The sequence below is a fragment of the Clostridium sp. OM05-6BH genome (assembly GCF_003481635.1).
In the GTDB taxonomy this organism is placed as follows: Bacteria; Bacillota; Clostridia; order Lachnospirales; family Lachnospiraceae; genus Butyribacter.
On record NZ_QULH01000004.1, the window covers coordinates 114,016 to 141,004 of the forward strand.

22 protein-coding genes and 3 tRNA genes are annotated in these 26,989 nt (G+C 42.5%); 23 read left to right on the plus strand and 2 right to left on the minus strand.

The genetic code is table 11. From position 1 onward, the window contains the following. The first annotated feature begins 12 nt into the window (after positions 1 to 12). The 3 genes from alaS to rpsU all read left to right on the plus strand — a co-directional run bounded on the left by alaS (position 13) and on the right by rpsU (position 4,409). Complete coding sequence (gene alaS, locus DXB73_RS05700) at positions 13 to 2,682, plus strand: alanine--tRNA ligase (RefSeq protein WP_118690412.1); 2,670 nt, start codon at positions 13 to 15, stop codon at positions 2,680 to 2,682. Between the two features lie 175 nt (positions 2,683 to 2,857). Continuing rightward, entirely contained in the window at positions 2,858 to 4,066 is a 1,209-nt protein-coding gene (locus tag DXB73_RS05705; RefSeq protein ID WP_118690413.1) for a hypothetical protein, read from the plus strand. Positions 4,067 to 4,235: 169 nt separating this feature from the next. Continuing rightward, positions 4,236 to 4,409, plus strand: a complete 174-nt coding sequence (gene rpsU, locus DXB73_RS05710) for a 30S ribosomal protein S21 (RefSeq protein WP_022013401.1) — start codon at positions 4,236 to 4,238, stop codon at positions 4,407 to 4,409. A 143-nt stretch (positions 4,410 to 4,552) separates the two neighbouring features. Here rpsU and DXB73_RS05715 read toward each other — a convergent pair. After that, positions 4,553 to 4,637 (minus strand) — tRNA-Leu (locus DXB73_RS05715). 229 nt (positions 4,638 to 4,866) lie between these two features. Here DXB73_RS05715 and DXB73_RS05720 point away from each other — a divergent pair. From DXB73_RS05720 to DXB73_RS05760, 9 genes are all read left to right on the plus strand, one after another. Continuing rightward, positions 4,867 to 6,123 (plus strand): peptidyl-prolyl cis-trans isomerase, encoded by a 1,257-nt coding sequence (locus tag DXB73_RS05720; RefSeq protein WP_118690414.1) that lies wholly within the window; start codon positions 4,867 to 4,869, stop codon positions 6,121 to 6,123. A 58-nt stretch (positions 6,124 to 6,181) separates the two neighbouring features. Further along, the gene (locus DXB73_RS05725) at positions 6,182 to 9,937 is read left to right on the plus strand and encodes a phosphoribosylformylglycinamidine synthase (protein WP_118690415.1); all 3,756 of its coding nucleotides are present in this window, start codon (positions 6,182 to 6,184) and stop codon (positions 9,935 to 9,937) included. Positions 9,938 to 10,042: 105 nt separating this feature from the next. Next, positions 10,043 to 10,114, plus strand: a tRNA-Gly gene (locus DXB73_RS05730). A 58-nt stretch (positions 10,115 to 10,172) separates the two neighbouring features. After that, positions 10,173 to 10,244 (plus strand) — tRNA-Gly (locus tag DXB73_RS05735). A 68-nt stretch (positions 10,245 to 10,312) separates the two neighbouring features. Beyond that, positions 10,313 to 11,767, plus strand: a complete 1,455-nt coding sequence (locus DXB73_RS05740) for a nicotinate phosphoribosyltransferase (RefSeq protein WP_118690470.1) — start codon at positions 10,313 to 10,315, stop codon at positions 11,765 to 11,767. A gap of 25 nt (positions 11,768 to 11,792) precedes the next feature. Then, positions 11,793 to 13,424, plus strand: coding sequence for a hypothetical protein (locus DXB73_RS05745; protein WP_118690416.1), 1,632 nt, complete (start codon positions 11,793 to 11,795; stop codon positions 13,422 to 13,424). Between the two features lie 194 nt (positions 13,425 to 13,618). Continuing rightward, a complete protein-coding gene (locus DXB73_RS05750) occupies positions 13,619 to 14,035 on the plus strand; it encodes a hypothetical protein (protein ID WP_118690471.1) in 417 nt (138 codons plus the stop codon). A gap of 14 nt (positions 14,036 to 14,049) precedes the next feature. After that, positions 14,050 to 14,280 (plus strand): hypothetical protein, encoded by a 231-nt coding sequence (locus DXB73_RS05755; RefSeq protein WP_022025333.1) that lies wholly within the window; start codon positions 14,050 to 14,052, stop codon positions 14,278 to 14,280. 138 nt (positions 14,281 to 14,418) lie between these two features. Continuing rightward, the gene (locus DXB73_RS05760) at positions 14,419 to 14,808 is read left to right on the plus strand and encodes a thioesterase family protein (RefSeq protein WP_118506829.1); all 390 of its coding nucleotides are present in this window, start codon (positions 14,419 to 14,421) and stop codon (positions 14,806 to 14,808) included. Between the two features lie 205 nt (positions 14,809 to 15,013). Here DXB73_RS05760 and DXB73_RS05765 read toward each other — a convergent pair whose 3' ends face one another. Continuing rightward, positions 15,014 to 16,357, minus strand: coding sequence for a butyryl-CoA:acetate CoA-transferase (locus DXB73_RS05765; protein WP_118690417.1), 1,344 nt, complete (start codon positions 16,355 to 16,357; stop codon positions 15,014 to 15,016). A gap of 285 nt (positions 16,358 to 16,642) precedes the next feature. Between DXB73_RS05765 and DXB73_RS05770 the strand changes: the two genes are divergently transcribed. The 11 genes from DXB73_RS05770 to DXB73_RS14500 all read left to right on the plus strand — a co-directional run. Next, a complete protein-coding gene (locus DXB73_RS05770; protein ID WP_118690418.1) occupies positions 16,643 to 17,830 on the plus strand; it encodes an acetyl-CoA C-acetyltransferase in 1,188 nt (395 codons plus the stop codon). Positions 17,831 to 17,877: 47 nt separating this feature from the next. Continuing rightward, positions 17,878 to 18,666, plus strand: a complete 789-nt coding sequence (locus DXB73_RS05775; RefSeq protein WP_022025328.1) for an enoyl-CoA hydratase-related protein — start codon at positions 17,878 to 17,880, stop codon at positions 18,664 to 18,666. A gap of 114 nt (positions 18,667 to 18,780) precedes the next feature. Next, complete coding sequence (locus tag DXB73_RS05780) at positions 18,781 to 19,653, plus strand: 3-hydroxyacyl-CoA dehydrogenase NAD-binding domain-containing protein (protein ID WP_118690419.1); 873 nt, start codon at positions 18,781 to 18,783, stop codon at positions 19,651 to 19,653. 130 nt (positions 19,654 to 19,783) lie between these two features. Continuing rightward, positions 19,784 to 20,959: an acyl-CoA dehydrogenase gene (locus DXB73_RS05785; protein ID WP_022025326.1), complete on the plus strand. Its 1,176-nt coding sequence runs from the start codon at positions 19,784 to 19,786 to the stop codon at positions 20,957 to 20,959. A gap of 44 nt (positions 20,960 to 21,003) precedes the next feature. Then, positions 21,004 to 21,789, plus strand: coding sequence for an electron transfer flavoprotein subunit beta/FixA family protein (locus DXB73_RS05790; protein WP_022025325.1), 786 nt, complete (start codon positions 21,004 to 21,006; stop codon positions 21,787 to 21,789). A 27-nt stretch (positions 21,790 to 21,816) separates the two neighbouring features. Next, a complete protein-coding gene (locus tag DXB73_RS05795; RefSeq protein ID WP_118690420.1) occupies positions 21,817 to 22,854 on the plus strand; it encodes an electron transfer flavoprotein subunit alpha/FixB family protein in 1,038 nt (345 codons plus the stop codon). 257 nt (positions 22,855 to 23,111) lie between these two features. Continuing rightward, complete coding sequence (locus DXB73_RS05800) at positions 23,112 to 23,930, plus strand: undecaprenyl-diphosphate phosphatase (RefSeq protein WP_022025323.1); 819 nt, start codon at positions 23,112 to 23,114, stop codon at positions 23,928 to 23,930. Between the two features lie 104 nt (positions 23,931 to 24,034). After that, positions 24,035 to 24,832 carry an adaptor protein MecA gene (locus tag DXB73_RS05805; RefSeq protein WP_022025322.1) on the plus strand — a complete coding sequence of 266 codons (798 nt, stop codon included), beginning with the start codon at positions 24,035 to 24,037 and terminating at the stop codon, positions 24,830 to 24,832. A 13-nt stretch (positions 24,833 to 24,845) separates the two neighbouring features. Next, the gene (lepB, locus tag DXB73_RS05810) at positions 24,846 to 25,478 is read left to right on the plus strand and encodes a signal peptidase I (protein ID WP_182434119.1); all 633 of its coding nucleotides are present in this window, start codon (positions 24,846 to 24,848) and stop codon (positions 25,476 to 25,478) included. A gap of 26 nt (positions 25,479 to 25,504) precedes the next feature. Continuing rightward, a complete protein-coding gene (gene ylqF, locus DXB73_RS05815) occupies positions 25,505 to 26,347 on the plus strand; it encodes a ribosome biogenesis GTPase YlqF (protein WP_118690421.1) in 843 nt (280 codons plus the stop codon). 62 nt (positions 26,348 to 26,409) lie between these two features. Beyond that, on the plus strand, positions 26,410 to 26,989 hold a 580-nt coding region (locus tag DXB73_RS14500; protein ID WP_182448502.1), incomplete at its 3' end, for a cell envelope integrity protein TolA.

Below are 26,989 nucleotides of genomic sequence, written 5' to 3' on the forward strand. Positions count from 1 at the left end.
GGGGCGAAAACCATGGAAAAATATGGTGTAAACGAACTTCGTAAAAAGTATTTGAATTTTTTTGAAAGCAAAGGTCATTTGGCAATGAAAAGTTTCTCTTTGGTGCCACATAATGACAACAGCTTGCTGCTGATCAATGCCGGTATGGCTCCTCTGAAGCCATATTTCACCGGACAGGAGATCCCGCCGAGAAGACGCGTGACTACATGTCAGAAATGTGTACGTACCGGCGATATTGAAAATGTCGGAAAGACAGCGAGACATCTCACGTTCTTTGAGATGCTCGGTAATTTCTCCTTTGGAGATTATTTCAAGCACGAAGCACTTGCCTGGTCTTGGGAGTTTTTGACGGAAGTGCTGAAAATGGATCCGGATAGATTATATCCATCAATCTATGGAGAGGATGAGGAAGCTTACGACATCTGGACAAAAGAGATTGGCGTTCCGGGTGAAAAGATCACACGTTTTTATCGTGATGAGAACGGTGAGTGTGATAACTTCTGGGAGCATGGTGCAGGTCCTTGTGGTCCATGTTCTGAGATCTATTATGATCGCGGTGAAAAATACGGCTGTGGAAAGCCGGATTGTAAAGTCGGCTGCGAGTGTGACCGCTTTATGGAGATCTGGAATAATGTATTTACCCAGTTTGATGGGGATGGCAAAGGTGGCTATACCGAATTAGAGAATAAAAATATTGATACCGGTATGGGACTTGAGCGTTTGGCAGTTGTTGTACAGGATGTCGATTCCGTATATGACATTGATACGATGAAAGCAATCCGTGATAAGATCTGTGAGTTGGCCGGTACAACGTATCAGAGTGATGAAGCAAAAGACGTTTCCATTCGTTTGATCACAGATCATATTCGCTCCTCTACATTTATGATCTCTGATGGTATCATGCCTAGTAATGAAGGACGCGGCTACGTTCTTCGTCGTTTGATCCGCCGTGCTGTACGTCATGGACGTAAACTTGGAATTGACAAGCAGTTTATGGCAGAACTTGCCCAAACAGTTATTGCAGAGTCTAAGGATGGTTATCCGGAGTTAGAGGATAAAAAAGAGTTTATTTTGCAGGTATTGTCTCAGGAGGAAGGAAAGTTTGACAAAACGATCGATCAGGGACTTACCATTCTGACACAGATGCAGGAAGAGCTGGAAGCGTCCGGAGCCAAAGAACTGAAAGGTGCCGATGCATTTAAATTGTATGATACGTATGGATTCCCGTTGGATCTTACTTTGGAGATCATGCAGGAAAAGGGATATACGGTCGATGAAAAAGGATTTGCGGCTGCCATGCAGGAACAGAAAGAAAAGGCAAGAGGAGCTCGCAAGACAACCAATTATATGGGCGCAGAAGAGACAGTTTATCAGCATATCGACCCAACGATCACCAGTAAATTTGTCGGATATGACCGTTTAACACACAATTCCAAGATTTCTGTTCTGACAACAGAAGAGGAGGTAGTATCTGCTCTTACGGATGGTCAGACGGGAACGATCATTGTAGATGAGACGCCATTTTATGCAACAATGGGTGGTCAGACTGCTGATAAGGGAACGATTACAGAAGGCGATAATGAGTTTGCAGTGAAAGATACGATCCATCTGCAGGGTGGACGTATTGGACATGTTGGTGTTGTTACCAAGGGTATGTTTAAGGTTGGCGATACTGTTACCTTGACTGTGGATGCTGCAAATCGACAGAATACCGGTAAGAATCACAGTGCAACTCATTTGCTGCAAAAAGCACTTCGTATAGTGCTTGGAAGCCATGTTGAGCAGGCAGGTTCTTATGTGGATGCAGAGCGTCTTCGTTTTGACTTTACACATTTCTCTGCGATGACAGACGAAGAGATTGCAAAGGTAGAGGCAATCGTTAATGAACAGATTGCCAAAAATCTGCAGGTTGTCACAGAAGAGATGTCTGTCGAAGAGGCTAAGAAGACAGGTGCTATGGCGTTGTTTGGTGAAAAATATGGAGATAAAGTTCGTGTAGTACAGATGAAGGCAGACGGAGAGGAAGCTTTCAGTGTGGAGCTTTGTGGTGGTACGCATGTAGCAAATACCGGTGTGATCTCATATTTTAAGATTATTTCGGAAAGCGGTGTTGCGGCAGGTGTGCGCCGTATTGAAGCACTCACCGGTGATGGCTTGATGAAGCATTATGCAATGCAAGAAGAGCTTCTGAAAGAAGTTGCTAAGGCAGCTAAGGCAGAGCCGGCAAAGCTGTTGCAGAAAGTGACATCGTTGCAAGAAGAACTGAAAGCTCTGCAGAGTGAAAACGAGAAACTGAAAGCGAAGTTAGCCAATGATGCAGTGGGAGATGTTGACAGCAAGATCCAAGAAGTTAAAGGTATGAAGGTACTTGCGATGGATGTTCCGGACGTAGATATGAATGGTCTGCGTAATTTGGGCGACCAGATGAAAGAAAAGATTGGTGACGGCGTGGTTGTGCTGGCATCTGCTAATGATGGTAAAGTAACTCTGCTTGCGATGGCAACAGATGCAGCTATCAAAAATGGTGCACATGCCGGTAATCTGATCAAGGAGATCGCTTCCTTAGTTGGTGGCGGCGGTGGCGGTCGACCAAACATGGCTCAGGCGGGCGGTAAGAATCCTGCTGGAATCCCGGATGCATTGGCCAAAGTCGTTTCTGTTGTCGAAAGTCAGCTTGCGTAATGGAAGCGTGTTTATGGATAATTGCCAAAATTATACAGTGGATTTTGTATAAATCAGTACAAAAATGAATATTTGCCTTGATAAAGACACAAATTCCTATTATACTAATAGTGGAGTGGAAAATTTCCACTTCGCTATTTTATATTATATTTAATCATTAAGAAGGAGGATGATTATGAAAAAAATCAAAAGATTATTAGTTGTTGCTGCCTTGGCTTTGATTGTTGGTGCAACAGCAAAAGTGCAGACGCAGGCTGCAGTGACTGGTGTAAAGCAGATTGATGACAGCAAGAACAGCGTCAAGCTGCAGTGTAATGCAATTCTTGGTGCAGGCTACTATTATTTAGAGCTTAGTACAGATAACAGGAATTGGGTTGTTATGGATGTATCTTCGAATCCATCTTCATTATATGCAAGCTCTCTTACTTCAGGAACGACATACTATGCCCGCGTAGGTACATGTACAGATTATAATTACTCTGCAGGACTTGTGGCAGTTGGTAAGGCAAATGTATCGGCATCTATTGATGTAGTTACAGCTCCGGAGACAGGTGCAAGCAAGTTCGTACAGACAGGTGCTACCCAGACATCCTTTACCGGTACGTTCAGTGGATCGTTTGGTGCAAACTATTATCAGATCTATTATAATGATGTACTGCTTGGAGCAAGTACATCAACGACAGTTAAGACTTCCAGAAAGTTGACACCTGGTACAAGTTATTGGACATATGCATATCCATGCAGACGTTCCAGCTCCGGATATATTGCAAGAGGCTCCTACAGCTATGACTATATGAAGACGATGCGTCCGAAGGTAAGCACAAGTACATTTGGAATTACATCTGCACTTAGCAATATTAATGTATACTATATGGCGGTTTCCAATAACTATAACGTTGATGGTTTTCAGTGGCAGTTCTTTGTAAATGGCAAATTAAAGAAGACGGTTACGGAGTCATCTAGTTCTTTACGTATCGCTAATTTTATTAATGGTAAGGCAATTCAGTACCGTGTACGTCCATACATTGACTGTGGTGCCAAGAAGATTTACGGTGAGTGGTCCGGATTTAAGTCAATTGGATATGCAACAAAGGTTACAGGATCCTATAACAGAAAGTCAAAGAAACTTACTGTAAAGTGGTCTAAGGTTACCGGTGCAAAATCCTATACCGTGTCTATTTCAACCAAGCAGTCTAAGGGATTTAAGAAAGTAAAGACCGTGAAGGCTTCTAAAAGAAAGGTAGTTATTAAGAAGTATGGCAAGAAGAAACTCAAAAAGGGTAAGACCTATTGGATTCGTATTGTGCCAAACATTAAATCCGGGAAGAAGACGGTAGCATTAAAGACTTCAGGTGTATATAGCTACAGAATTCCTAGATACTAAAGCTTATAAACGATGGTAAACAATGAAAAAAGTTGTTGACTATTTGGCAAATTATGCTATAATATATTTCGTGCGTATGGAAATGCGATTTCCATGGTAAAATATATTACCCTATACAGTTGTGTATTGAAGCATAATCTACAACTGAGGGGAGGTTAGGTGTGAGACTATGTCAAATGTAATCGTAAAAGAGAATGAGACATTGGATAACGCTTTACGTCGTTTCAAAAGAAATTGTGCGAAAGCAGGAATCCAGCAGGAAATTCGTAAAAGAGAGCATTATGAGAAGCCAAGCGTTCGTCGTAAGAAGAAGTCTGAGGCAGCTCGTAAGCGCAAGTACTAAGAACTTTTTATGAATGTGTCATAGAAGGGGCATCATGCAAACAGCATGATGCCCCTTTTGACATGGTGAAGTCGCGCTTCGCAACAGCAGTTTTCTATTAATTAAAGAAAAAAGGTAAGCCAATAATGACTTACCTTTTAGTATGCGGAAGAAGGGACTTGAACCCTCACGTCGCTAAGCAACACTAGAACCTGAATCTAGCCTGTCTGCCAATTCCAGCACTTCCGCAAGCACGACTAATATACTAACATGTTATACGCTATTTGTCAATTTGTTTTTTTACTTTCGTTCATTTATTTTTGAAGATGAGTATTCATGAAGAAAACAAGGTGTGAAATGGTTGTGAACTGCAATATAATAATTGACTTATAGTTGTTTTTTGATAAAATAGAAGATAGCGTTTCTGCGTTTTGGACAAAAGGCAGAAAAAGAGAAATTACAATTTGGAGGATTTACCATGAATGCATCAAAGAAAATTATGAATCAGGGGAAGAAGGAGGAAACTATATCGACGTCTTCTGCACCGAAGACGAATTCAAAGGTTAAGCTTGGCGGCGCCAGCGATGGTCCCGGCATGAAAACTTATGTTTTAGGGGGATTTTGTGTCGCTCTTATCCTTATATTATGTATTGGCGTTGGAATCCAACAGTTTAAGCCAAGCACAGTGTTAAAGATCGATGGTGAGAAGATCACGATGGATGATATGATGTACCCGATCTATGAGAGAGAGAGCAAATATCTGCCATCCAACGAGATTTATGAAAGCTATTTAGGAACTTCTATCTGGGATACCGGATATATGGGAACTGACAGCACAGTTGACAGCAATGTTACAAATGCAGAGGGACTTAAGCAGGAGATCATCAATGCAGAAACAGAATATGCTGTATTGTATAATGAGGCTGTTAAGGCAAAATATAAGCTGACAAAGGATGAAGAAAAAGATGCAAGATCACAGGCTAAGAAAGCAGTCAAGGGCCTTTCTTTCGTACAGAAATTACAGCTTAATATTTCTGAGAAGAAGTTGTCAAAACGTTTTGAAAAACGTATTTTGGCAGATCGCTATAAGGCAGATCAGAAGAAAACGACAGATGCTACCGTAAACGAGAAGGATGCGATCAAGAATGTATCTAAGAAGGACCTGCGTCAGTATGATGTACAGTATTATTCCTTTGCTAAGAAGTCTACGGATTCCAGTACAGGAACAGAAACAAAATTAACAGATAAGCAGATCAAAGAGTATACTAAGAAATTGAATGAACTTGCTGCAAAGGCAAAGACCGCAAAAGATTTTACAAAGCTTCTTGGCAGCAAGAAAGAGAGTGGAGTTACTTATAATAGTGGTAATTTCACAGAGAAAGAGGGCTGGAGCACCTATCTGTCCGATGCCAACTTAAAGAAGATCAAAAAGATGAAAAATGGTGAGATTTCCGGTGTGATCACAGATAGTTCTACCGGATATACCATGTTGATCAAGATGGTAAATAACAATTCAAACAAAAGCTATGATTCTGCATGTGATGAAGCGATCACATCAGCAAAGCAGACTGCTTATAATGAATGGCTTGCTAAACTTGAGAAGAAACACCAGATCAAGAAGTATGATAGTGTTTGGAATGATGTGAAGATTGGAACGGTTACGACAAGTATTGTAACCGCAGATGATTTGAGCAAGATGGCAGAGGCAGATTCTTCCTCTAGCGAATCCAAATAAGAGTGAGGCATATGATTAGCAGGAACCCATCCTGTTACAAAAGAAATGGAGGCATACAATGGGAAATGTGAAGAGAGTATATGTTGAGAAAAAATCAGCTTATGCGGTACGTGCCAAAGAGTTAAAAGAAGAGGTGGTCCGCTATCTTGGTATTACGGCATTGCAGGATGTACGTGTATTGATCCGTTATGATGTGGAGAATCTGAGTGATGCTACTTACCGTCAGGCATTAGGTACTGTATTTTCAGAGCCCCCGGTTGACGAATATTTCGAAGAGACATTTGCGGTTGATACTGATGCACTTGTGTTTTCTGTAGAATATTTACCGGGACAGTTTGATCAGAGAGCAGATTCGGCAGAGCAGTGTGTGAAACTTTTGAACGAGAAAGAAGATCCGGTGATCCGTTCTGCTACAACATATGTATTCGAGGGAAAATTTACAGACGAAGAAGTTGCCAAATTAAAAGAATATTGTATCAATCCGGTGGATTCCCGCGAGACGAACGAAGAGAAGCCGGAGACTTTGGTACAGCAGTTTGAAGATCCGGCAGATGTTGCAATCTTTGACGGTTTCCAAAGTATGTCTGAGGAGGATCTTCGTACATTGTATGAATCCTTAAATCTGGCAATGACATTCCAGGATTTCAAACATATTCAGAATTATTTTGCCGGAGAGGAAAAGCGTGATCCTTCGGTAACAGAAATTCGTGTACTAGACACTTATTGGTCGGATCACTGCCGTCATACGACATTTTTAACAGAGTTGAAAAATGTTACTTTTGAAGATGGTTATTATCGTGAGCCGATTGAGAAAAGCTATGAGGAATATCAGGAAGTGCGCAAGGAGATCTTTGCAGATCGTCCGGATAAGTATGTCTCTTTGATGGACATTGCTTTGATGGCTATGCGTAAGCTGAAAGCAGACGGTAAGTTAGATGATATGGAAGAGTCTGATGAGATCAATGCCTGCTCTATCGTTGTACCGGTTGAGATCGACGGAAAAGAGGAAGAGTGGCTTGTATTCTTTAAGAATGAGACACACAACCATCCGACAGAGATCGAGCCGTTTGGTGGTGCTGCAACTTGTCTTGGTGGAGCAATCCGCGATCCACTGTCCGGACGTGGTTATGTTTATCAGGCAATGCGCGTGACGGGTGCAGCAGACCCTACCGTATCTATGAAAGATACGCTTCCCGGTAAATTACCACAGCGTAAGATCGTGACCGGAGCTGCCAAAGGATATAGCTCTTATGGTAACCAGATCGGTCTTGCAACGGGTCTTGTAAATGAGATCTATCATCCAAATTATGTTGCTAAGCGAATGGAAATCGGTGCTGTTATGGGTGCGGCTCCACGTCGTAATGTAATCCGTGAGAACAGTGATCCGGGTGACCGCATTATTTTGCTTGGTGGACGTACCGGCCGTGATGGTATCGGTGGCGCAACAGGTTCTTCCAAAGCACATACAACGAAATCTATTGATGTGTGCGGAGCAGAGGTGCAGAAAGGTAATGCACCAACAGAACGAAAGATCCAGAGATTATTCCGCCGTGAGGAAGTCAGCAAGATCATTAAGAAATGTAATGACTTTGGTGCAGGTGGTGTATCCGTTGCAATCGGTGAACTTGCAGATGGTCTGCAGGTTGATCTGGATAAAGTACCGAAAAAATATGCCGGCTTAGATGGAACAGAGCTTGCTATTTCAGAGTCACAGGAGCGTATGGCAGTTGTCGTAGCACCGGAAGACGTTGATAAAATGCTTGGCTTTGCAGAAGAGGAAAACCTAGAGGCTGTAGTTGTTGCTGAGGTAACAAAGGAGCCTAGATTAGTATTGTCATGGAGAGGTAAAGTTATCGTAGATATTTCCCGTGCTTTCTTAGATACGAATGGAGCACATCAGGAAGCAGATGCGGTTGTTACGATGCCAAAGAAAGAGGAGAATTATTTTACAAAGGCAGAGCCAAAGAAAGACATTCGCCGTTCTTGGCTGGAAACCTTGAAAGATTTAAATGTATGTTCTCAAAAGGGTCTGGTTGAGATGTTCGACAGCTCAATTGGAGCAGCAAGTGTATATATGCCATATGGCGGTAAGAATCAGTTGACACCGACACAGACAATGGTAGCAAAGCTTCCGGTATTGTCTGGTAAGTGCGATACAGTGACGATGATGAGTTATGGTATGGATCCATATTTATCTTCGTGGAGCCCATATCATGGTTCGGTTTATGCAGTAGTATCTTCTGTTGCTAAGATCGTGGCTGCGGGTGGTGATTTCCACAAGATCCGTCTTACGTTCCAGGAGTATTTCCGTCGTCTGGGAACAGATCCGAAACGTTGGGGTGAACCAATGGCAGCGCTGTTAGGTGCATATGATGTTCAGATGAAACTTGGACTTCCATCCATTGGTGGTAAGGACAGTATGTCCGGTACCTTTAATGATATTGATGTACCACCTACGCTATGTTCTTTCGCGGTTGATGTAGATCATCTGCCAAATGTTGTTTCACCGGAACTGAAACAGGCGGGCAACGTACTTGTGAAGTTCACGATGAAGAAAGATGAATACGATCTTCCGGATTACGGTCAGGTAATGGCAATGTATGACAAGATCACTGAGATGATCCACAGTGGTCTGATCCAATCTGCTTATGCGATCGGATTTGGTGGAATATGTGAGGCTGTCAGCAAGATGGCATTCGGTAATGGTCTGGGTGCTGTTATGGATGACGGTTTGACGATTGATGATCTCTTTGCAAAAGAGTACGGTTCTATCATTGCAGAAGTACCTGCAGACCGTTTAGAAGACATTACGACAGAATATACGAGGATTGCGCTTGTAACGGAGCAGCCAAACTTTGTGATCGGCAGCGAGAAGATTGCGATGAAGGAAGCGTTAGAGGCTTGGACAGGTACTTTGGAGAGTGTTTTTGCAACACGTTCTGATGTGGAACAAAAAGAACTGGAAGATAAAGTATTTGATGCCGGTAAAGTATACACGGCTGCGAATAAGATCGCTAAGCCGAAGGTGTTTATTCCTGTATTCCCGGGAACTAACTGCGAGTATGATACAACAAAGGCATTCGAGCAGGCTGGAGCACAGGTAAAGACTGTAGTATTTAAGAATATGACAGAAAGCCAGATCGTAGAGTCGGTAAATGCGTTCGAGCAGGCCATTAAGGAATCCCAGATCTTAATGTTCTCCGGTGGATTTAGTGCCGGTGATGAACCGGATGGTTCTGCGAAGTTTATCGCATCGATCTTCCGTAATCCAAAGATCATGGATGCAGTACATGAACTGCTGCAGAAGCGAGATGGACTTGCGCTTGGTATCTGTAATGGATTCCAGGCACTGATCAAACTTGGTCTTGTACCATATGGTGAGATCAAGCCGCAGACAGCAGATGCACCAACTTTGACGACGAACAGCATTGGACGTCATATTTCTAAGTCAGTATATACGAAAGTTGTTACAAACCAGTCTCCATGGCTTATGGAGGCAGAGTTAGGTGGAGTATATGCGATCCCGGCATCTCATGGCGAGGGTCGTTTCGTGGCACCGCAGCATGTTATCGATGAATTGTTTGCAAATGGTCAGGTTGCTACCAGATATGTTGATCTGTCTGGCAAGCCAACAATGGATGAAGACTTCAATCCAAATGGTTCTTATGCAGCAATCGAAGGAATCACCAGCCCGGATGGACGTGTACTCGGTAAGATGGCACATTCTGAGCGTATCGGTGAAGGTGTTGCGATCAACATTTATGGTAACCAGAACCAGCATATTTTCGAGTCTGGTGTGAAGTACTTCAAATAAAATTAAAAAAAATAAAAAAATGTGTTGACAATTAATGCAACATCATGTAGAATACTCATTGTGCTTGCGAAAAGCACAGTGAGTAATTCTTCTAAATAGAAGAACGCACGAGTGGCTCAGTGGTGGAGTATCGCCTTGCCAAGGCGAGGGTCGCGGGTTCGAATCCCGTCTCGTGCTCTTGTCTATATATAGACAGTTTTAATTTCATAACAGTTTCTCAATGAGAGAAAGAATTGCACGAGTGGCTCAGTGGTGGAGTATCGCCTTGCCAAGGCGAGGGTCGCGGGTTCGAATCCCGTCTCGTGCTTTTTTGTTATATTTAAATATTTTTTGGCGGCTGTTGATGGTCGTGCAGAAATAAAGGGAGTGATGGTTATGAGGCAGCAAGATGCGAGAAACCTGTCCATGGTAATGGATTTTTATGAATTGACGATGAGCAATGGCTATTTTGCCGGACAGGATTTGGATACAAGAGTAGTATTTGATGTGTTTTACCGCGCTAATCCGGATGGTGGCGGATATTCGATTTTTGCCGGATTAGAACAGATTGTAGATTATATCCGTAATCTACAGTTTACGGCAGAGGATATTTCGTATTTGCGAGAGCAGGGGATTTTTGCAGAAGAATTTTTAGATTATCTTGCACGTTTTACGTTCCGAGGTGATGTGTATGCACTTCCGGAAGGTACCGTGATGTACCCTGGAGAGCCGATCGTTACGGTAGTAGCTCCATTGATCGATGCTCAGTTGATCGAAACGGCTGTTTTGCTGGAGGTCAATCATCAATCATTGATCGCAACGAAGACGAGACGTATATGCAATGCGGCAGCAGGCAGAGCAGTGTCAGATTTTGGTGCGAGAAGAGCCCACAATATGGACGCAGCTGTCTATGGTGCCAGAGCGGCAGTGATTGGTGGAGCAACGTCGACCGCTACAGTGTTGGCAGGTCAGATGTTTGATATTCCGGTCAGCGGAACGATGGCACATAGTTGGGTCATGTTTTATAAGGATGAATTTACGGCGTTTGAAAAGTATGCCAGATTATATCCGGATGCAACGGTTCTGTTGGTAGATACGTATGATGTCCTTCACAGTGGCGTACCGAATGCGATCCGTGTGGCGAAAGAAGTATTAGAGCCTATGGGGAAACGATTAAAGGGAATTCGTTTGGATAGTGGTGATCTTGCATATTTATCCAAAAGGGCGCGTAAAATGTTAGATGATGCAGGATTGAAAGATTGCCGGATCGTTGCATCTAACAGTTTGGATGAGTTTACCATTCAATCCCTTGTCAGACAAGGAGCCTGCATTGACAGTTTTGGTGTTGGAGAGCGTCTTATTACATCGAAATCGGAACCGGTTTTTGGCGCAGTTTATAAAATTGCGGCAGTAGAAGAGGATGGTATGTTTGATCCTCGCATTAAGATTTCGGAGAATGTGGAAAAAATTACCAATCCGGGTTGGAAACAGATATATCGTGTGTATGATGAAAATCATAAGGCGATTGCCGATCTGTTAGCCGGACGAGACGAAGAGATTGAAACTTTTGGGGAAGTAGAGTATGTCGATCCGAACAAGCCCTGGAAACGCAGAGTATTTACCGGATGCACATTTGTTCCGTTGCAGCAGCCGGTATTTATTGATGGTCGTTTTGTAGGAACGACCCCAAGTGTAAAAGAGATCGCAAAATATGTGGAACGTCAGCTTTCGGAAGAAATTTGGGAGGAAGAGCAGCGCTTTGAAAACCCGCATAAACATTATGTTGATATGACACCATCTTATTATAAAATGAAGAATGAATTATTGGCTTCTGCCAGATTTGAAGGCTGATAAGTTGTAGAAAGTGAGGATGATTATGAAATTAAAGGTGAGAATTGCCTTGTTTGTTATTTTTGCAGCAGTGATCGGTGGGTTTTATTATGCCTATTTCCCGGCGATCAATATACATTTGGAGATTTTTTGGACAACATTGATCGTTGTTTTTTTGTCGTTGGCGATCATTCTGGGAGCAAAATCATCCATTTCTCAGATGGTTGGAAGATTGTCTAAGAAACCGTCGATCAAGGAATTTTCGTGGTTTGCGAAGCTTTGCAGTGTATTGGTTATCGTATGTGTTGGTGTGCTGATCGTTGGTTCGGCGTTAGGCGCTACGCTATTTCGTTCACGTGCCTATGCAAATCTGCTTCCGGTAGATAAACGGGAATTTACGGAGGATATAGAGCAGTCTGATCAAGTTACAGACATTGCATTGATGGATACGGAGAGTGCCAGGATATTTGGTAATCGTAAGATTGGTTCTTTGTCGGATGTGGTCAGCCAGTACGAGATCGAAGCGGATTATACGCAGATCAGCATTAAAGGACAGCCCATGAAAGTTTCGGGATTGAAGTACGCGAGTTTCTTCAAATGGTGGAATAATCGAAACAGTGGTGTGCCGGGATATGTACAGGTTAATCCGGTGAATTCAGAGGCTAAGTATGTGAAACTGACAAAGCCGATGAAATATGTTCCCTCGGCATATTTTAATTATAATCTGCAGCGTCATGTGCAGCTTACTTATCCAACCAAGATCATTAGCGGATATAAATTTGAGGTGGATGATGATGGAAATCCATATTATATTTGTCCGACAATGACAGCAAGAGTTGGATTGTTTGGCGGCATAGATGTGAATGGTGTGATCATTTGTGATCCAATCGATGGTGAGTGCAAATATTATGCGATTGGAGATTGTCCATCTTGGGTGGATAGTGTATATGATGGTCATCTGCTTACGAAAAAGTATAATTGGCATGGTATGCTGTCTGGTGGATATATTAACAGTATTATCGGGCAGAAAGGCTGTAAGCAGGCAACGGATGATTTTGGATATAAGATCATTGGCGATGATGTGTGGGTATATACTGGTGTTACATCGGCAAATGGGGATCAGTCTAATATTGGATTTGTGATGATGAATCAGCGTACCTCGGAGGCGAGATATTATCAGGTGTCCGGTGCGGAAGAACATTCTGCTATGTCTGCCGCAGAGGGAGAGGTGCAGGAAAAAGGCTATAAGGCATCTTTTCCAAGCCTGATCAATGTGTCGGGTACTCCAACGTATATTATGGTTCTTAAGGACGCCGGTGGATTGGTTAAATTGTATGCGATGGTTAATGTGGAGCAGTACAATATTGTTGCAACAGCGACATCTCAGACAAAAGTGTTTGAAGAGTATAAGACGCTCCTAGCTTCCGATGGAAAGCTGGAAACCGAGGAAAATGATCTGAAAGAGGATACGATCACTGTGCAGAGTGTGGAGTATATTGATTCGGATGATGGAACTATGGTATATATCAAAGATACGAATCATCAGGTATATAAACAGGCGTTCAAAGAAGATGAATCGTTGATACGCATTAGTGCCGGGGATGTACTGCACGTGAAGTATCAGCCGATGGATAATGAAATTCATTTGTTGCAGGAGTTTTCCTTCGAAACGAAGTGACGGAGTTTTATAGAATTTTAAGAATATTTTATAATTAGAGCTATTGAATTATTTATACGATCCTTTAGACTTATAAGTGGTTTTAAGATTCGCGATTAAGAATCGCAGGACGGCTTATCGTCAAATATTCTATGAATTTCTGCGCTGTGTATGCAGGACAGGATTTATTGGATATAGAAGATGGAGGATACAAGATGAGATTAAAAGAACGCATCAGAAGATTTATGCAAGGGCGTTATGGCATAGTGGATCAATATTCAGAGTTTCTGTTTATTGTAGCTATTCCGATGTATATTATCGGAAATATAATATCAATTCGGGCAGTTAGTGCGCTGTTGATGGGTGTTGCATTATTTTTAGTGTTCTACGTCGATTACCGTATAATGTCACGAAATTGCACAAAGCGGTACCGCGAAAATGAACAATATTTGATGTTTGCGGGTATATTCCGTAAGCGTTGGCAGAAGTTTTGTTCTCGCATCAAGGATCGGCGCGAGAATCGTATTTACAAATGTCCATCCTGTAAGCAGCGGATTCGTGTGCCGAGAGGAAAAGGAAAGATTGCGATCACGTGTCCGCAATGTCGGACAGAATTTATACGTAAGAGTTAAAAGGAGGTAATGGTATGCGGGAGATGACGTTTAAGATGGAACGTCCCGGTCTGGTGAAAGCAGGGGATGCAGTGCATGTCAGTGAAAAAAAGACAGCACTGAATTATTCCTATATCATAGAGCCTGCTGTTGCTATGTCCGGCTGTTTTAAGGTAAATGAGAGGATACAGAGCAGAGATGGTATTGTAAAGGACGTAACCCACAATGACCGCGGTTATTATGTAGTCGTGGAATTTGAAAACTAGCATCGAAACGCATTTTTGCTGTGCTGTCGGAATGTCCGGTGTAAGATAAATGGTAATGCGTTGACAAATGAAATTTTGGCACGGGGCAGTCGACAATATAGTGAGGATAGAGTACATTAAACAGAAAGAGAGGATACAATGTTAGAAAAAGGAATCAAGGGAACCGGACGTCAGGTAGTGACGGAGAAACTTACGGCAAAAGAGATGGGAAGCGGTGAGCTTGCTGTTTATGCAACGCCTGCGATGATCGCATTGATGGAAGAGACTGCTTACAAAAGTGTTACAGCAGAATTAGAGGATGGCATGGGAACGGTAGGAACATTAATGAATGTGAAACACGTTTCCGCTTCACCGGTTGGTATGGAGATCACATGTGAGACAGAACTGACAGAGGTAGATGGAAGAAGACTGGTATTTACAGTAAAGGCTTATGATACAAAAGGGCTGATCGGCGAAGGCGTACATGAGCGCTTTGTGATCGTTAATGAAAAGTTTCAGGCAAAAACTGACAGCAAAAAAGAAGCTTAATAATTCTGCCAGCAAAAAAAGAAGCTTAAGGATTTAGCCATTAAAAAACGCTTAAACATTACAGTTTAAGCGTTTTTTGTTAGGAGAGTATTTTACGGTCCTTTTTGTTCAGGTATTTTGATTTCACTTTTAAAAATAAGATGGATAACGTCCGTTTTTCGTAGGGACGTTATCCATCTTCGGCTGTTTTTTATAAATGTTCCGCTTAGCGTTTATTGCTCTGTTTCCAAATCTTCATCTGTTCTGCCTCTGCGATCAACTGGTCGCGGAAATCAGGATGAGCCACGGAAATAATGGCTTCTGCTTTCTGCCAGGAGGAAAGTCCTTTGAGATTAACAATACCATATTCGGTTACGAAGTAATGAACATTGGCACGTGTATCTGTTACAATAGAACCATTCGCCAAAGTAGGACGGATTCTGGAATTTACGGTGCCATCCTTAGCGGTGAAAGTAGAAGACATGCAAATGAAGGATTTACCACCGTTGGAAAGGTAAGCGCCTAATACAAAGTCTAACTGTCCGCCTGCACCGCTGATCTGTTTGGTTCCTGCACTCTCAGCGTTGATCTGTCCGTACAAGTCAATATCCACTGCATTATTAATGGAAATGAAATTATCCAATGCGGAAATGGAGCGGATGTCATTGGTATAATTGACCGGGGCACTCATGCACTGAGGGTTTTCGTCTAAGTAGTCATATAATTTTTGTGTTCCGGCACCGAAAGCATATACCTGACGGCCTTTATCAATGCTCTTGTTCATGCCGGTGATCTTGCCGGCTTTTGCAATATCCACAAAGGCATCTACATACATTTCTGTGTGTACACCAAGATCTTTAAGGTCGGACTTAGCAATGAGAGAACCGACTGCATTTGGCATGCCGCCGATACCGAGCTGCAGGCAGGCACCGTCTGGAATTTCATCTACGATATATTTTGCAACAGCTTCATCTACTTCTGTAGCAGGAGCAGCAGCGCCCGTTGCATCAATAGCCGGATTGGAGCCTTCTACGATCATGGCCACCTGACTGATATGGATTCCCTCTTCAAATCCACCTAAGCAGCGAGGCATATTTTCATTAACTTCCACGATAATAATCTCTGCGCGCTCACAGACAGCAGCCATATGAGAGGCGTTTGGTCCAAAATTGAAATAGCCGTGTTTGTCCATTGGAGCTACCTGAAACATTGCTACACGGGAAGGGGTAGCGGAGTCGCGGTAATAACGCGGCAGCTCGGAGTAACGGATCGGATTATAAAATGAGAAATTTTGTGCGATTGCTTTACGTTCGATGCCGCCCATATGCCAAGAATTCCAAGTCATATGCTGTGCAGGAGAGTCAATCTTGAAAATCTCCGGAACGTGCATTAAAATACCGCCTCTGAAGTTTACATCAGTCAATTCCGGAAGACGTTTTGCCATAGCAGCATCCAAGGCTACCGGCGTACCTGTGCACCATCCGTAATCAACCCAGTCGCCGGAATTGACAACTTTGACCGCATCTTCTGCGGAAGTTAGCTTTTCGTTGTACATTGTTTGAAAGTTCATATTCTTTCTCCTCCATATCTGTTTTGAATTGAGAATCCGAAAGTGTAGAAGAAATTTCAGATCCTATGTAAAACTCTTATCTAATAAAATAGCACGAAATCATTTTATTCGCAACAAATCGCAGAGAAATCTTTGCTGACAAATTTTGTCGGAATTCCACAAACAATGAAAGAAAAATGCTTGCTAATTATTTCAATTTGATATATCATAGAGGCAAAGAGTGCATATGGAACGCTATATATTGTATGGATTGTTCTGCACATATCAAACAAGGAGGATTTAGTTATGGCAAAGAAAGTTGTTTTGGCAGGCGCATGTCGTACTGCAATCGGTAAAATGGGTGGAGGATTGAGCAAGACTCCGGCACCAGTGTTAGGTTCTATCGTTATCGAGGAAGCTCTTAAGAGAGCAGGAGTTCCAAAGGAAGAAGTTGATCATGTATATATGGGCTGTGTAATCCAGGCAGGTCTTGGACAGAACGTAGCACGCCAGGCATCTATTAAGGCAGGTCTTCCTATTGAGACACCGGCAGTTACAGTAAATGTCGTATGTGGTTCTGGTTTGAACTGTGTAAATATGGCAGCTCAGATGATCGAAGCAGGAGATGCTGACATCGTTGTTGCTGGTGGTATGGAGAATATGTCGATGGCACCATATGCTATGATGCAGGGCCGTTTCGGATACCGTATGAACAACGGTAAGTTAGTAGATACCATGGTAAATGATGCACTTTGGGATGCATTCAATCAGTATCATATGATGATCACAGCTGAGAATGTTGCTGATCAGTGGAATCTTACTCGTGAAGAGTTAGATGAGTTTGCTGCAAGCAGTCAGCAGAAATGTGAAGCTGCAATTGCTGCAGGCGGATTTGATGCAGAGATCGTACCTGTTCAGACAGGTGTAGATAGAAAGACAAAAGAGCCAATCATCTTCTCTAAGGATGAGGGACCTCGTGCTGGAACAACAGCAGAGAGCCTTAGCAAGCTGAAATGCTGCTCCGGTAAAGAGGGCGGTGTCGTTACAGCTGGTAACGCTTCCGGTATCAATGATGGTGCTGCAGCAATCGTTGTAATGAGCGAAGAGAAAGCAAAAGAACTTGGTGTTACTCCAATGGCAACATTTATTGGCGGTGCATTGGGCGGTGTTGATCCAGCTATCATGGGTGTTGGACCGGTTGCATCTACGAACAAGCTTTTGAAGAAAACAGGTCTTACAATTGATGATATGGATATTATCGAGGCAAATGAGGCATTTGCAGCACAGTCTGTAGCAGTTGCTAAGGATCTTAAGTTCGATATGTCTAAAGTTAATAAGAAAGGTGGAGCAATTGCACTTGGTCATCCGGTTGGAGCATCAGGCTGCCGTATCCTTGTTACACTTCTGCATCAGATGGAGAAAGGTCAGAAGGGTCTTGCAACACTTTGTATCGGTGGTGGAATGGGTTGCTCAACAATCGTTGAGAAAGAGTAATTCACAGATTGCGGTTGATAAAGTAATCACATAAAGGAGACATAATCATGGATTTTATTTTATATGAAGTAGATGGTGCAGTAGGAACCATTACAATCAATCGTCCAAAGGCATTGAATGCTTTGAACAGCCAGGTGTTGGACGAGCTGAATGCTACATTAGATGCAGTTGATCTGGATACAGTTCGCTGCTTGATCCTTACCGGAGCAGGTGAGAAATCATTTGTTGCAGGTGCTGACATCGGAGAGATGAGTACACTCACAAAGGCCGAGGGTGAGGCGTTTGGTAAGAAGGGAAATGATGTATTCCTTAAGTTAGAACATTTCCCAATCCCTGTGATCGCTGCAGTGAACGGATTCGCACTTGGTGGCGGATGCGAGATCTCTATGAGCTGCGATATTCGTATCTGCTCTGAGAATGCTGTATTTGGACAGCCTGAAGCTGGTCTTGGTATTACACCTGGATTTGGTGGAACACAGAGACTGGCTCGTTTGGTAAGTCCTGGAATGGCTAAGCAGTTGATCTACACAGCAAGAAATATTAAGGCTGACGAGGCATATCGCATTGGTCTTGTAAATGCGGTATATCCATTAGAGGAGCTTCTCCCGGCAGCACAGAAGATGGCTGCAGGTATTGCAAAACAGGCTCCGATCGCTGTTCGTAATTGCAAGAAAGCAATCAACGAAGGTCTTCAGGTATCTATCGACAAAGCTGTTGAGATTGAAGAAAAGTTATTTGGTGACTGCTTTGAGACAGAAGATCAGAAAGCTGGAATGGGCAATTTCTTAGCTCCAAAGGATCAGAAAGTTAAAGTAGTTCCTTTCAAAAACTGTTAAAATCGAATTGGTGGGTGTCATGGGATGAGTGATCATCCCCTGGCACTTTACTATAGTCAAAGCGGATTTTCATCCGTTTCCCCAAAAAATTAATTAAAATATGGAGGTAATATCATGAAAGTAGGCGTTATTGGTGCTGGTACTATGGGACAGGGCATTGCTAAGGCATTTGCTCAGAATGAAGGATATGAGGTAGCTCTCTGCGACATTAAGCAGGAGTGGGCTGATGGCGGTAAAGAGAAGATCGCTAAAGGCTATGACAGATTGGTACAGAAGGGTAAGATGACACAGGACGCTGTAGATGCTATCCTTGGCAGAATCACACCGGGCTTGAAAGAAAACCTTTGTGCTGACTGCGATCTTATCGTAGAAGCTGCATTTGAAGACATGCAGGTTAAGAAGACAACATTCGCTGAGCTTGACAAGATTGCTAAGCCGGAGTGTGTATTTGCTTCTAATACATCCAGTCTTTCTATTACAGAGATCGGTAATGGTTTAACTCGTCCGATGGTAGGTATGCATTTCTTTAACCCGGCAGACCGCATGAAGCTGATCGAGGTTATTGCAGGTGTTAATACACCAGCTGAGACAGTTGAGACAATCAAGAAGATTTCTGAGGAAATTGGAAAGACTCCTGTACAGGTTAATGAGGCTGCTGGTTTCGTAGTAAACCGTATCCTTATCCCAATGATCAACGAAGCAGCTTTCATTAAGATGGAAGGTGTATCTGACATCGCTGGTATCGATGCAGCTATGAAGCTTGGTGCAAATCATCCAATGGGACCATTGGAGTTAGGTGATTTCGTAGGTCTTGATATCTGCTTAGCTATCATGGATGTACTTTACAATGAGACTGGTGACAGCAAGTATCGTGCATGCCCACTTCTTCGTAAGATGGTACGTGGCGGTAACCTTGGTGTTAAGAGTGGTAAAGGATTCTATGTATACAATGCTGACCGTACAAAGACACCGGTTGATGCGCTGTAATCAATTCTGAAATGAGTTCACATTTTTTAGTGTTCTGTCAGAACAAGTTGTTTTGGCAGAACATTAAAAATAAAATATGTGTCTGAAACAGCACACAATAAATATGACATGAAAGGTGGTAAAAGAAATCATGGATTTTACATTAAGTAAACAGCATGAGATGGCGAGACAGTTATTCAAAGATTTCGCTGAAAATGAAGTTAAGCCTCTGGCTCAGGAAACAGATGAGACAGAAGCATTCCCACAGGTAACGGTTGATAAGATGGGTAAGAGCGGATTCTTAGGAATTCCGGTTCCTAAGGAGTACGGCGGACAGGGCGCTGACATTTTAACATACATTATGTGTGTAGAGGAGTTGTCTAAGGTTTGTGGTACAACAGGTGTTGTTGTATCCGCACATACTTCTCTTTGCGTTGATCCGATCCTTACTTATGGAACAGAAGATCAGAAGCAGAAATTCCTTCCGGATCTCTGCAGTGGCAAAAAACTTGGTGCCTTCGGTCTTACTGAGCCGGGTGCAGGTACAGATGCTCAGGGTGTTCAGACAAAGGCTGTTCAGGATGAAGCAACTGGTGAGTGGATCTTAAATGGTTCTAAGTGCTTCATTACAAACGGTAAAGTTGCTGATGTTTATATCATCATTGCTTATACAGATGTTATCGAAGACAAGAGAGGCAGAAAAGTTAAGAAATTCTCTGCATTTATCGTAGAGAAGGGAACACCTGGATTCTCCTTCGGTACAAAAGAGAAGAAAATGGGTATCCGTGGTTCATCCACATATGAGTTGATCTTCGAGGATTGCAGAATCCCTGCAGATTCTATGCTCGGTGTAAGAGGAAAAGGATTCCCAATTGCAATGCATACTTTGGATGGTGGTCGTATTGGTATCGCTTCCCAGGCACTTGGTCTTGCAGAGGGTGCACTGGAGAGAACAATCGAGTACACAAAGGAAAGAAAACAGTTTGGCCGTACAATCGCTCAGCAGCAGAATACACAGTTCCAGCTTGCTAATATGGCAACAAAGGTAGAGGCTGCTAAGAATCTTGTATACAAGGCTGCACTTAAGAAACAGCAGTTTGCTGATGGCGCTAGAGTTTCTTACTCTGTAGAGGCTGCTATGGCAAAATTGTTCGCAGCAGAGGTAGCAATGGAAGTTACTACAAAGTGTGTACAGTTGTTCGGTGGATATGGTTATATCAGAGAGTACGATGTAGAGCGTATGATGCGTGATGCTAAGATCACAGAGATTTACGAGGGAACTTCTGAAGTTCAGCGTATGGTAATCTCTGGTGCTCTTTTGAAGTAAGAACTGATAATTGCAAATTATATAAGACAAGGAGTGACATTGCCGTGAAAATTGTAGTATGTATAAAGCAGGTTCCAGATACCAAAGGCGGAGTAAAGTTTAATCCAGATGGTACACTGGACAGAGGTGCAATGCTTGCCATCATGAACCCTGATGATAAAGCAGGTTTGGAAGCAGCACTTAGAATTAAAGATGAAACAGGAGCAGAGGTTACTGTATTGACCATGGGTCTTCCAAAGGCTGAGGAAGTTCTTCGTGAAGCAATGGCTATGGGTGCAGATAACGGTATTTTGGTAACAGATCGTGTACTTGGTGGTGCTGATACTTGGGCTACTTCTACAACGATCGCAGGTGCTCTTAGAAACATTGATTATGATTTGATCATCACAGGTCGTCAGGCTATTGATGGTGATACCGCTCAGGTAGGACCACAGATTTCTGAGCATTTGGATATTCCGGTAATTTCCTATGCAAAGGATATTAAGGTAGAAGGTGACAGCGTTATTGTTGAGCGTCAGTACGATGATAGATATCATGTATTAAAGGCTAAAATGCCTTGTCTCGTAACAGCTCTTTCTGAGTTGAACGAGCCACGTTACATGACTCCTGGCGGAATCTTCGATGCATTTGATAAGGAGATCACTGTTTGGGGCAGAGCTGATTTGAAAGATGTTGATGACTCTAACTTAGGTTTGAAGGGTTCACCAACTAAGATTGCGAAAGCATCCGATAAGGTTAAAAAGGGTGCTGGTGAGAAAGTTACTCCAGATTCTCCGGATGAGGCAGTATCTTACATCATGAGCAAGTTAAAAGAGAAGCATGTAATCTAACAATAATAAGGAAAAGTGGTGACTAAAATGGGTTTAGAAGAATATAAGGGTGTCTATGTCTTTGCACAGCAGGTAGACAACGAATTAAGCGGTATCGCTTTTGAATTGCTTGGTAAAGCAAAAGAGTTAGCAGCTGATTTGAGTACAGATGTTACAGCAGTTCTGATCGGTTCTGGTGTAAAAGGTCTTGCAGATCAGTTGGCAGAGTACGGCGCAGATAAGGTTATCGTTGTAGATGATCCTGAGCTGAAAGAGTATAGAACAGAGCCATATGCGCATGCATTAGCTTCTGTCATCAATGAGTATAAGCCGGAAATCGTTTTGGTTGGTGCAACAGCAATTGGTCGTGATCTTGGTCCTCGTGTTTCTGCACGTGTTGCAACAGGTCTTACTGCTGACTGTACTGTACTTGAGATTGGTGATTTTCCAATCAATCCAGTTCCAAATCAGGAGCAGAAGCATAACCAGCTTCTTATGACACGTCCTGCATTTGGTGGTAACACAATCGCAACAATCGCTTGCCCGGACAACCGTCCTCAGATGGCAACTGTTCGTCCTGGTGTTATGCAGAAGATTGATCCAATTGCCGGTGCTAAGGCTGAGGTTATTGAGTACAATCCTGGTTTCACACCAAACAACAAATATGTTGAGATCTTGGATGTTGTTAAAGAATTGTCTGATACCGTAGATATTATGGATGCTAAGATCCTCGTATCCGGTGGTCGTGGTGTAGGTAGTGCTGAGAACTTCAAGATCCTTCAGGATCTTGCTGATGTGATCGGTGGTACAGTAAGCTGCTCCCGTGCCGTAGTAGATAATGGATGGCTTCCAAAAGAGCTTCAGGTTGGACAGACTGGTAAGACAGTTCGTCCTAACGTATATTTTGCAATCGGTATTTCCGGTGCAATTCAGCATACAGCAGGTATGGAAGAGTCTGACATCATTGTTGCAATCAACAAAGATGAGACAGCTCCAATCTTTGACGTAGCTGATTACGGTATTGTAGGCGACTTGAATAAGATCGTTCCTAAGCTCACAGAAGAGTTAAAAAAGGTTGTAAAATAATTCCTAAATAATTATTAAATTATTTGGAATAGCGGTTCTATTTAATGATAAAATAGGATATAATGAGACAGAACTTGGATCAGGTTCTGTCTCATTTTTTGTTTAAAAGGAAAATACAGTTGTGAATAGCAAGGAGATTTATGGTAAATTACAGTCTTCGAATATTTAAATAGAAATTGAGAACAACCGCCAAAGACTGCTCAGAAGTTTGAGTGGAATCACAAAACGTGAAATGTAAAAAGAAAAGAGGATGAAAGATGGAGTGGATCAAGACAATTATTTATGGTATTGTGGAGGGCATTACGGAATGGCTTCCAATCAGTAGTACCGGACATATGATCTTATTAGAGAAAATCATGCCGATGAAGGTATCTTCCGATTTTTGGGAGATGTATCTGGTTGTCATACAGTTGGGGGCGATCTTAGCTGTTGTATTAATGTTTTGGAATCAGCTATGGCCATTTTGCAGCAAGGAAAAAGGTTATATTAAAAAGGATACATTTTCGATGTGGTTTAAGATTATTGTTGCCTGTGTGCCGGCAGCAGTAGTTGAGCTGGTGTGGGGAGATCAATTAGAAGCAGCCTTTTATCATTATCAAGTGGTTGCATTAATGTTGATATTGGTTGGTATCGTGTTTTTGATCGTAGAACGCTGGAACAAGGGACGTGATGCCAAGGTGACAACCATCGCACAGATTACGTATCGTGCTGCATTTATGATCGGTATGTTTCAGTTGATCGCGGCATTATTCCCGGGAACATCCAGATCCGGTGCAACGATCATCGGTGGTTTAGTGATCGGACTTTCCCGTACCGTAGCGGCGGAGTTTACATTCTTCTTGGCGATTCCGGTCATGTTTGGTGCTAGTTTGATGAAAGTGATGCATTTTGGACTACATTTTTCCGGTTATGAATTAGGAATGCTGTTATTGGGAATGTTTACCGCATTTTTGGTATCCGTGCTCGTTATTCGTTTCTTAATGGATTATATTCGAAAGCATGATTTTAAGCCGTTTGGGTGGTATCGTATCGTATTAGGAATTCTTGTTTTGGTTTATTTTGGCATTGGTGCATAATCCAAACAATAGAAACACACCTCATATTTGACAGATTGCTCATTTAGGATTAAGATAATGAGGACTATACTGATAGTATTTTTGCAAAGAAATGAGGGATAGTTTTGAATTTTCGTAGAATTGATAAGAATACAGTGCAGTGTCGTATGTCCGAAGAGGAAATGGAGGAATATGGATTTAAGATCGAGGATTTCTTCACGGATCAGGACAAAGCACGTGAGTTTTTGGAGCAGTTGGTAGAACGAGCAGAGGAAGAAGTCGGCTATGAAGTTGAAGGCGGCGTTGTTTCCATGCAATTGATGCGCATGCCTGATAATTCCCTGATCATTACATTTTCTGATCAAAGTCCGGAGGGGATGAATAATATGCTGAATCAAATCCGACATCTTGCCGGATCTATTGATGATGAGACCGCAGAAGCTATTGTAGAAGGACTCAAGAATGGCGAGATACCTGATGTGGACGATCAGGCAGCGATACATACCAGCGAAAATATGGATCTATTTCAAAAGAAAAACACGGTAGATGCCGATAAAGAGAATTATCAAAAGCATATGAAGGATCTTGCTAAGATAAGGCGGGATAAGGAGAAAAGCTTGATAAGTTCGGCAAAGGTGTATTCCTTTGATAATTTGGATGGATTGGAGCAGTTTGCTGCAGATTTTTATACCAAAAAGAATATTAATAGCAAGTTGTTTCGAGATCAGAACAGTGGAACGTATTATCTGCTGATCAAAAAGGGAAAATTAAAGATGGACGAGTATCAGTATTTATGTCGCAGATTGTCGGATTATGGAACAATTTGCTCACCCCGTCCTTATATGGAGCAGTATTGCAAAGAGCATTATAAATGTTTGATCAGCAAGCATGCGATCAGAGCACTGCAGGCATACTGTTTATAAATGGAGAACGGATATGAAATATGACTTTGATTTAGAAGATCACAGTAAAAAGAGAAAAGAAATATTTCTTCGTGTTTTACTGTGTGCTTTAGAAATAGGCGTAGTATTATTTGTGGCATATGCAATTACCCATTTTGGCCTGGAAAAAATGACGGTATCCGGGAAATATATGAGTCCTACCTTGAAAGATGGGGATGAGATCCTGATCAATAAGATGTGCTATCGTCTGCACAAGGTTAGACGAAATGACGTTGTGGTTGTTAAACACAATGGAGCGCAGCATAATTATTATACTGTGGAGCGTGTGATCGGTTTGCCTGGAGAAAAGGTTCAGATCAAAGATGGGGAAGTGTATATTGATGGCGATAAGTTAAAGGAGAAGTATAGATTTCCGACCATGGAAAATGGTGGACTTGCACTGGAAGAGTTTACCCTTTCAGAAGGAGAGTACTTTATGCTTTGTGACAATCGTAATGAGTGTGAAGACAGCCGCAATGCAAATGTCGGTAATGTTATGTCGGAAAATATTGTTGGTAAGGCATGGATCCGTACCAATCATTTTACGTTGGTAAACAGGATCAATGGATTTGAACAGAAACACGCAGATCCGTCGGCAAGTCCGACAGCGAGTGCTGCGGCAAATTAGTACGTAGTTTGAAATGGAGGATAAATATGCAGTTTCAATGGTATCCGGGTCATATGACTAAGGCGAAACGTGCAATGCAGGAAGACATAAAACTGATCGATGTTATTATTGAGTTGGTAGATTCGAGAGTGCCATATAGCAGCAAGAATCCAGACATTGATCAGTTGGCAAATGGAAAATCACGTATACTGTTGATGAATAAATATGATCTGGCAGATCCGGTGCGGACAGACCAGTGGGTGCAGTATTATGAGCAAAAGGGTTATTTTGTAGCGAAAGTGAATTCCAAGAATGGAAAAGGTGTGAAAGCTGTTCATAATGTTATTCAGGCAGCGTGTAAAGAAAAAATAGAAAGAGATCGGAGACGCGGTATTTTGAATCGTCCGATCCGCGCGATGATCGTGGGAATACCAAACGTTGGAAAATCAACTTTTATTAACAGCTATGCCGGTAAAGCTTGTACCAAAACAGGTAATAAACCGGGTGTTACAAAAGGAAAGCAGTGGATTCGTTTGAATAAGATGGAGGAGCTGTTAGATACGCCGGGTATCCTTTGGCCTAAGTTCGAAGATCAGGAAGTTGGATTACGCCTGGCCTATATTGGATCCATTAAGGATGAGTTATATAATATTTACGAATTAAGCGTTTTACTGCTTCAGTATTTGCGGGAGAATTATCCGAATGCTGTCAGTAACTTTTATGGAATAGCAGAGGAAAAGACCAGTGAAGAGACATTGAAGCAGATAGCAGAGAAAAGAGGATGTTTGAAGGCTGGTGGAGAATTTGATCTGGATAAGGCTGCCAAATGTCTGATTGACGATTTCCGGGCAGGAAAGTTAGGGGCGATCAGTTTGGAAATGCCTCAGTAATTCTTCTATGTTAGGCAAGTAGAACACTTAGGCTTTAATAACGAGCAGAAATGGGGAACAGTATGTACGATAAGAACGAAATCGAGGATAGTCTTGAGTTTTGTCGTCAAATAAAAGAATACGAGGATATATCTGCTACAGATAAGGGCACTGCAAATGAATCGCAGGACAAGTCGTTATCTGTTATGGCGGAGGAAATGGAAACACAGTCACACTCATGGGATCATATTTTGCAAGAACAGGATCCGGTGAGTGTTGATTTTGATGCTGTAAAACCATTTATTGCCCCGCCGGAACCAGAGACGTCGGCCAAAGCGATGGGCGGTTTGCTGGAGAAAGAAGAAGAGGCCAAACGTATACAGGAAAAGCAGCGTGAACAGGCGAGACAGAAGGCGCTTGCGCGAGCTGAGGCAGCCAAAAAGGCAAACGAAGAAGCTGTACGACTTAAGGCAGAACAGGAAAGAAAGGCGGCAGAAGAAGCAGCCAGACTTAAGGCAGAACAGGAAAAAAAGGCGGCAGAAGAAGCTGCCAGACTTAAGGCAGAACAGGAAAGAAAGGCGGCAGAAGAGGCAGCCAGACTTAAGGCAGAACAGGAAAGAAAGGCGGCAGAAGAAGCAGCCAGACTTAAGGCAGAACAGGAAA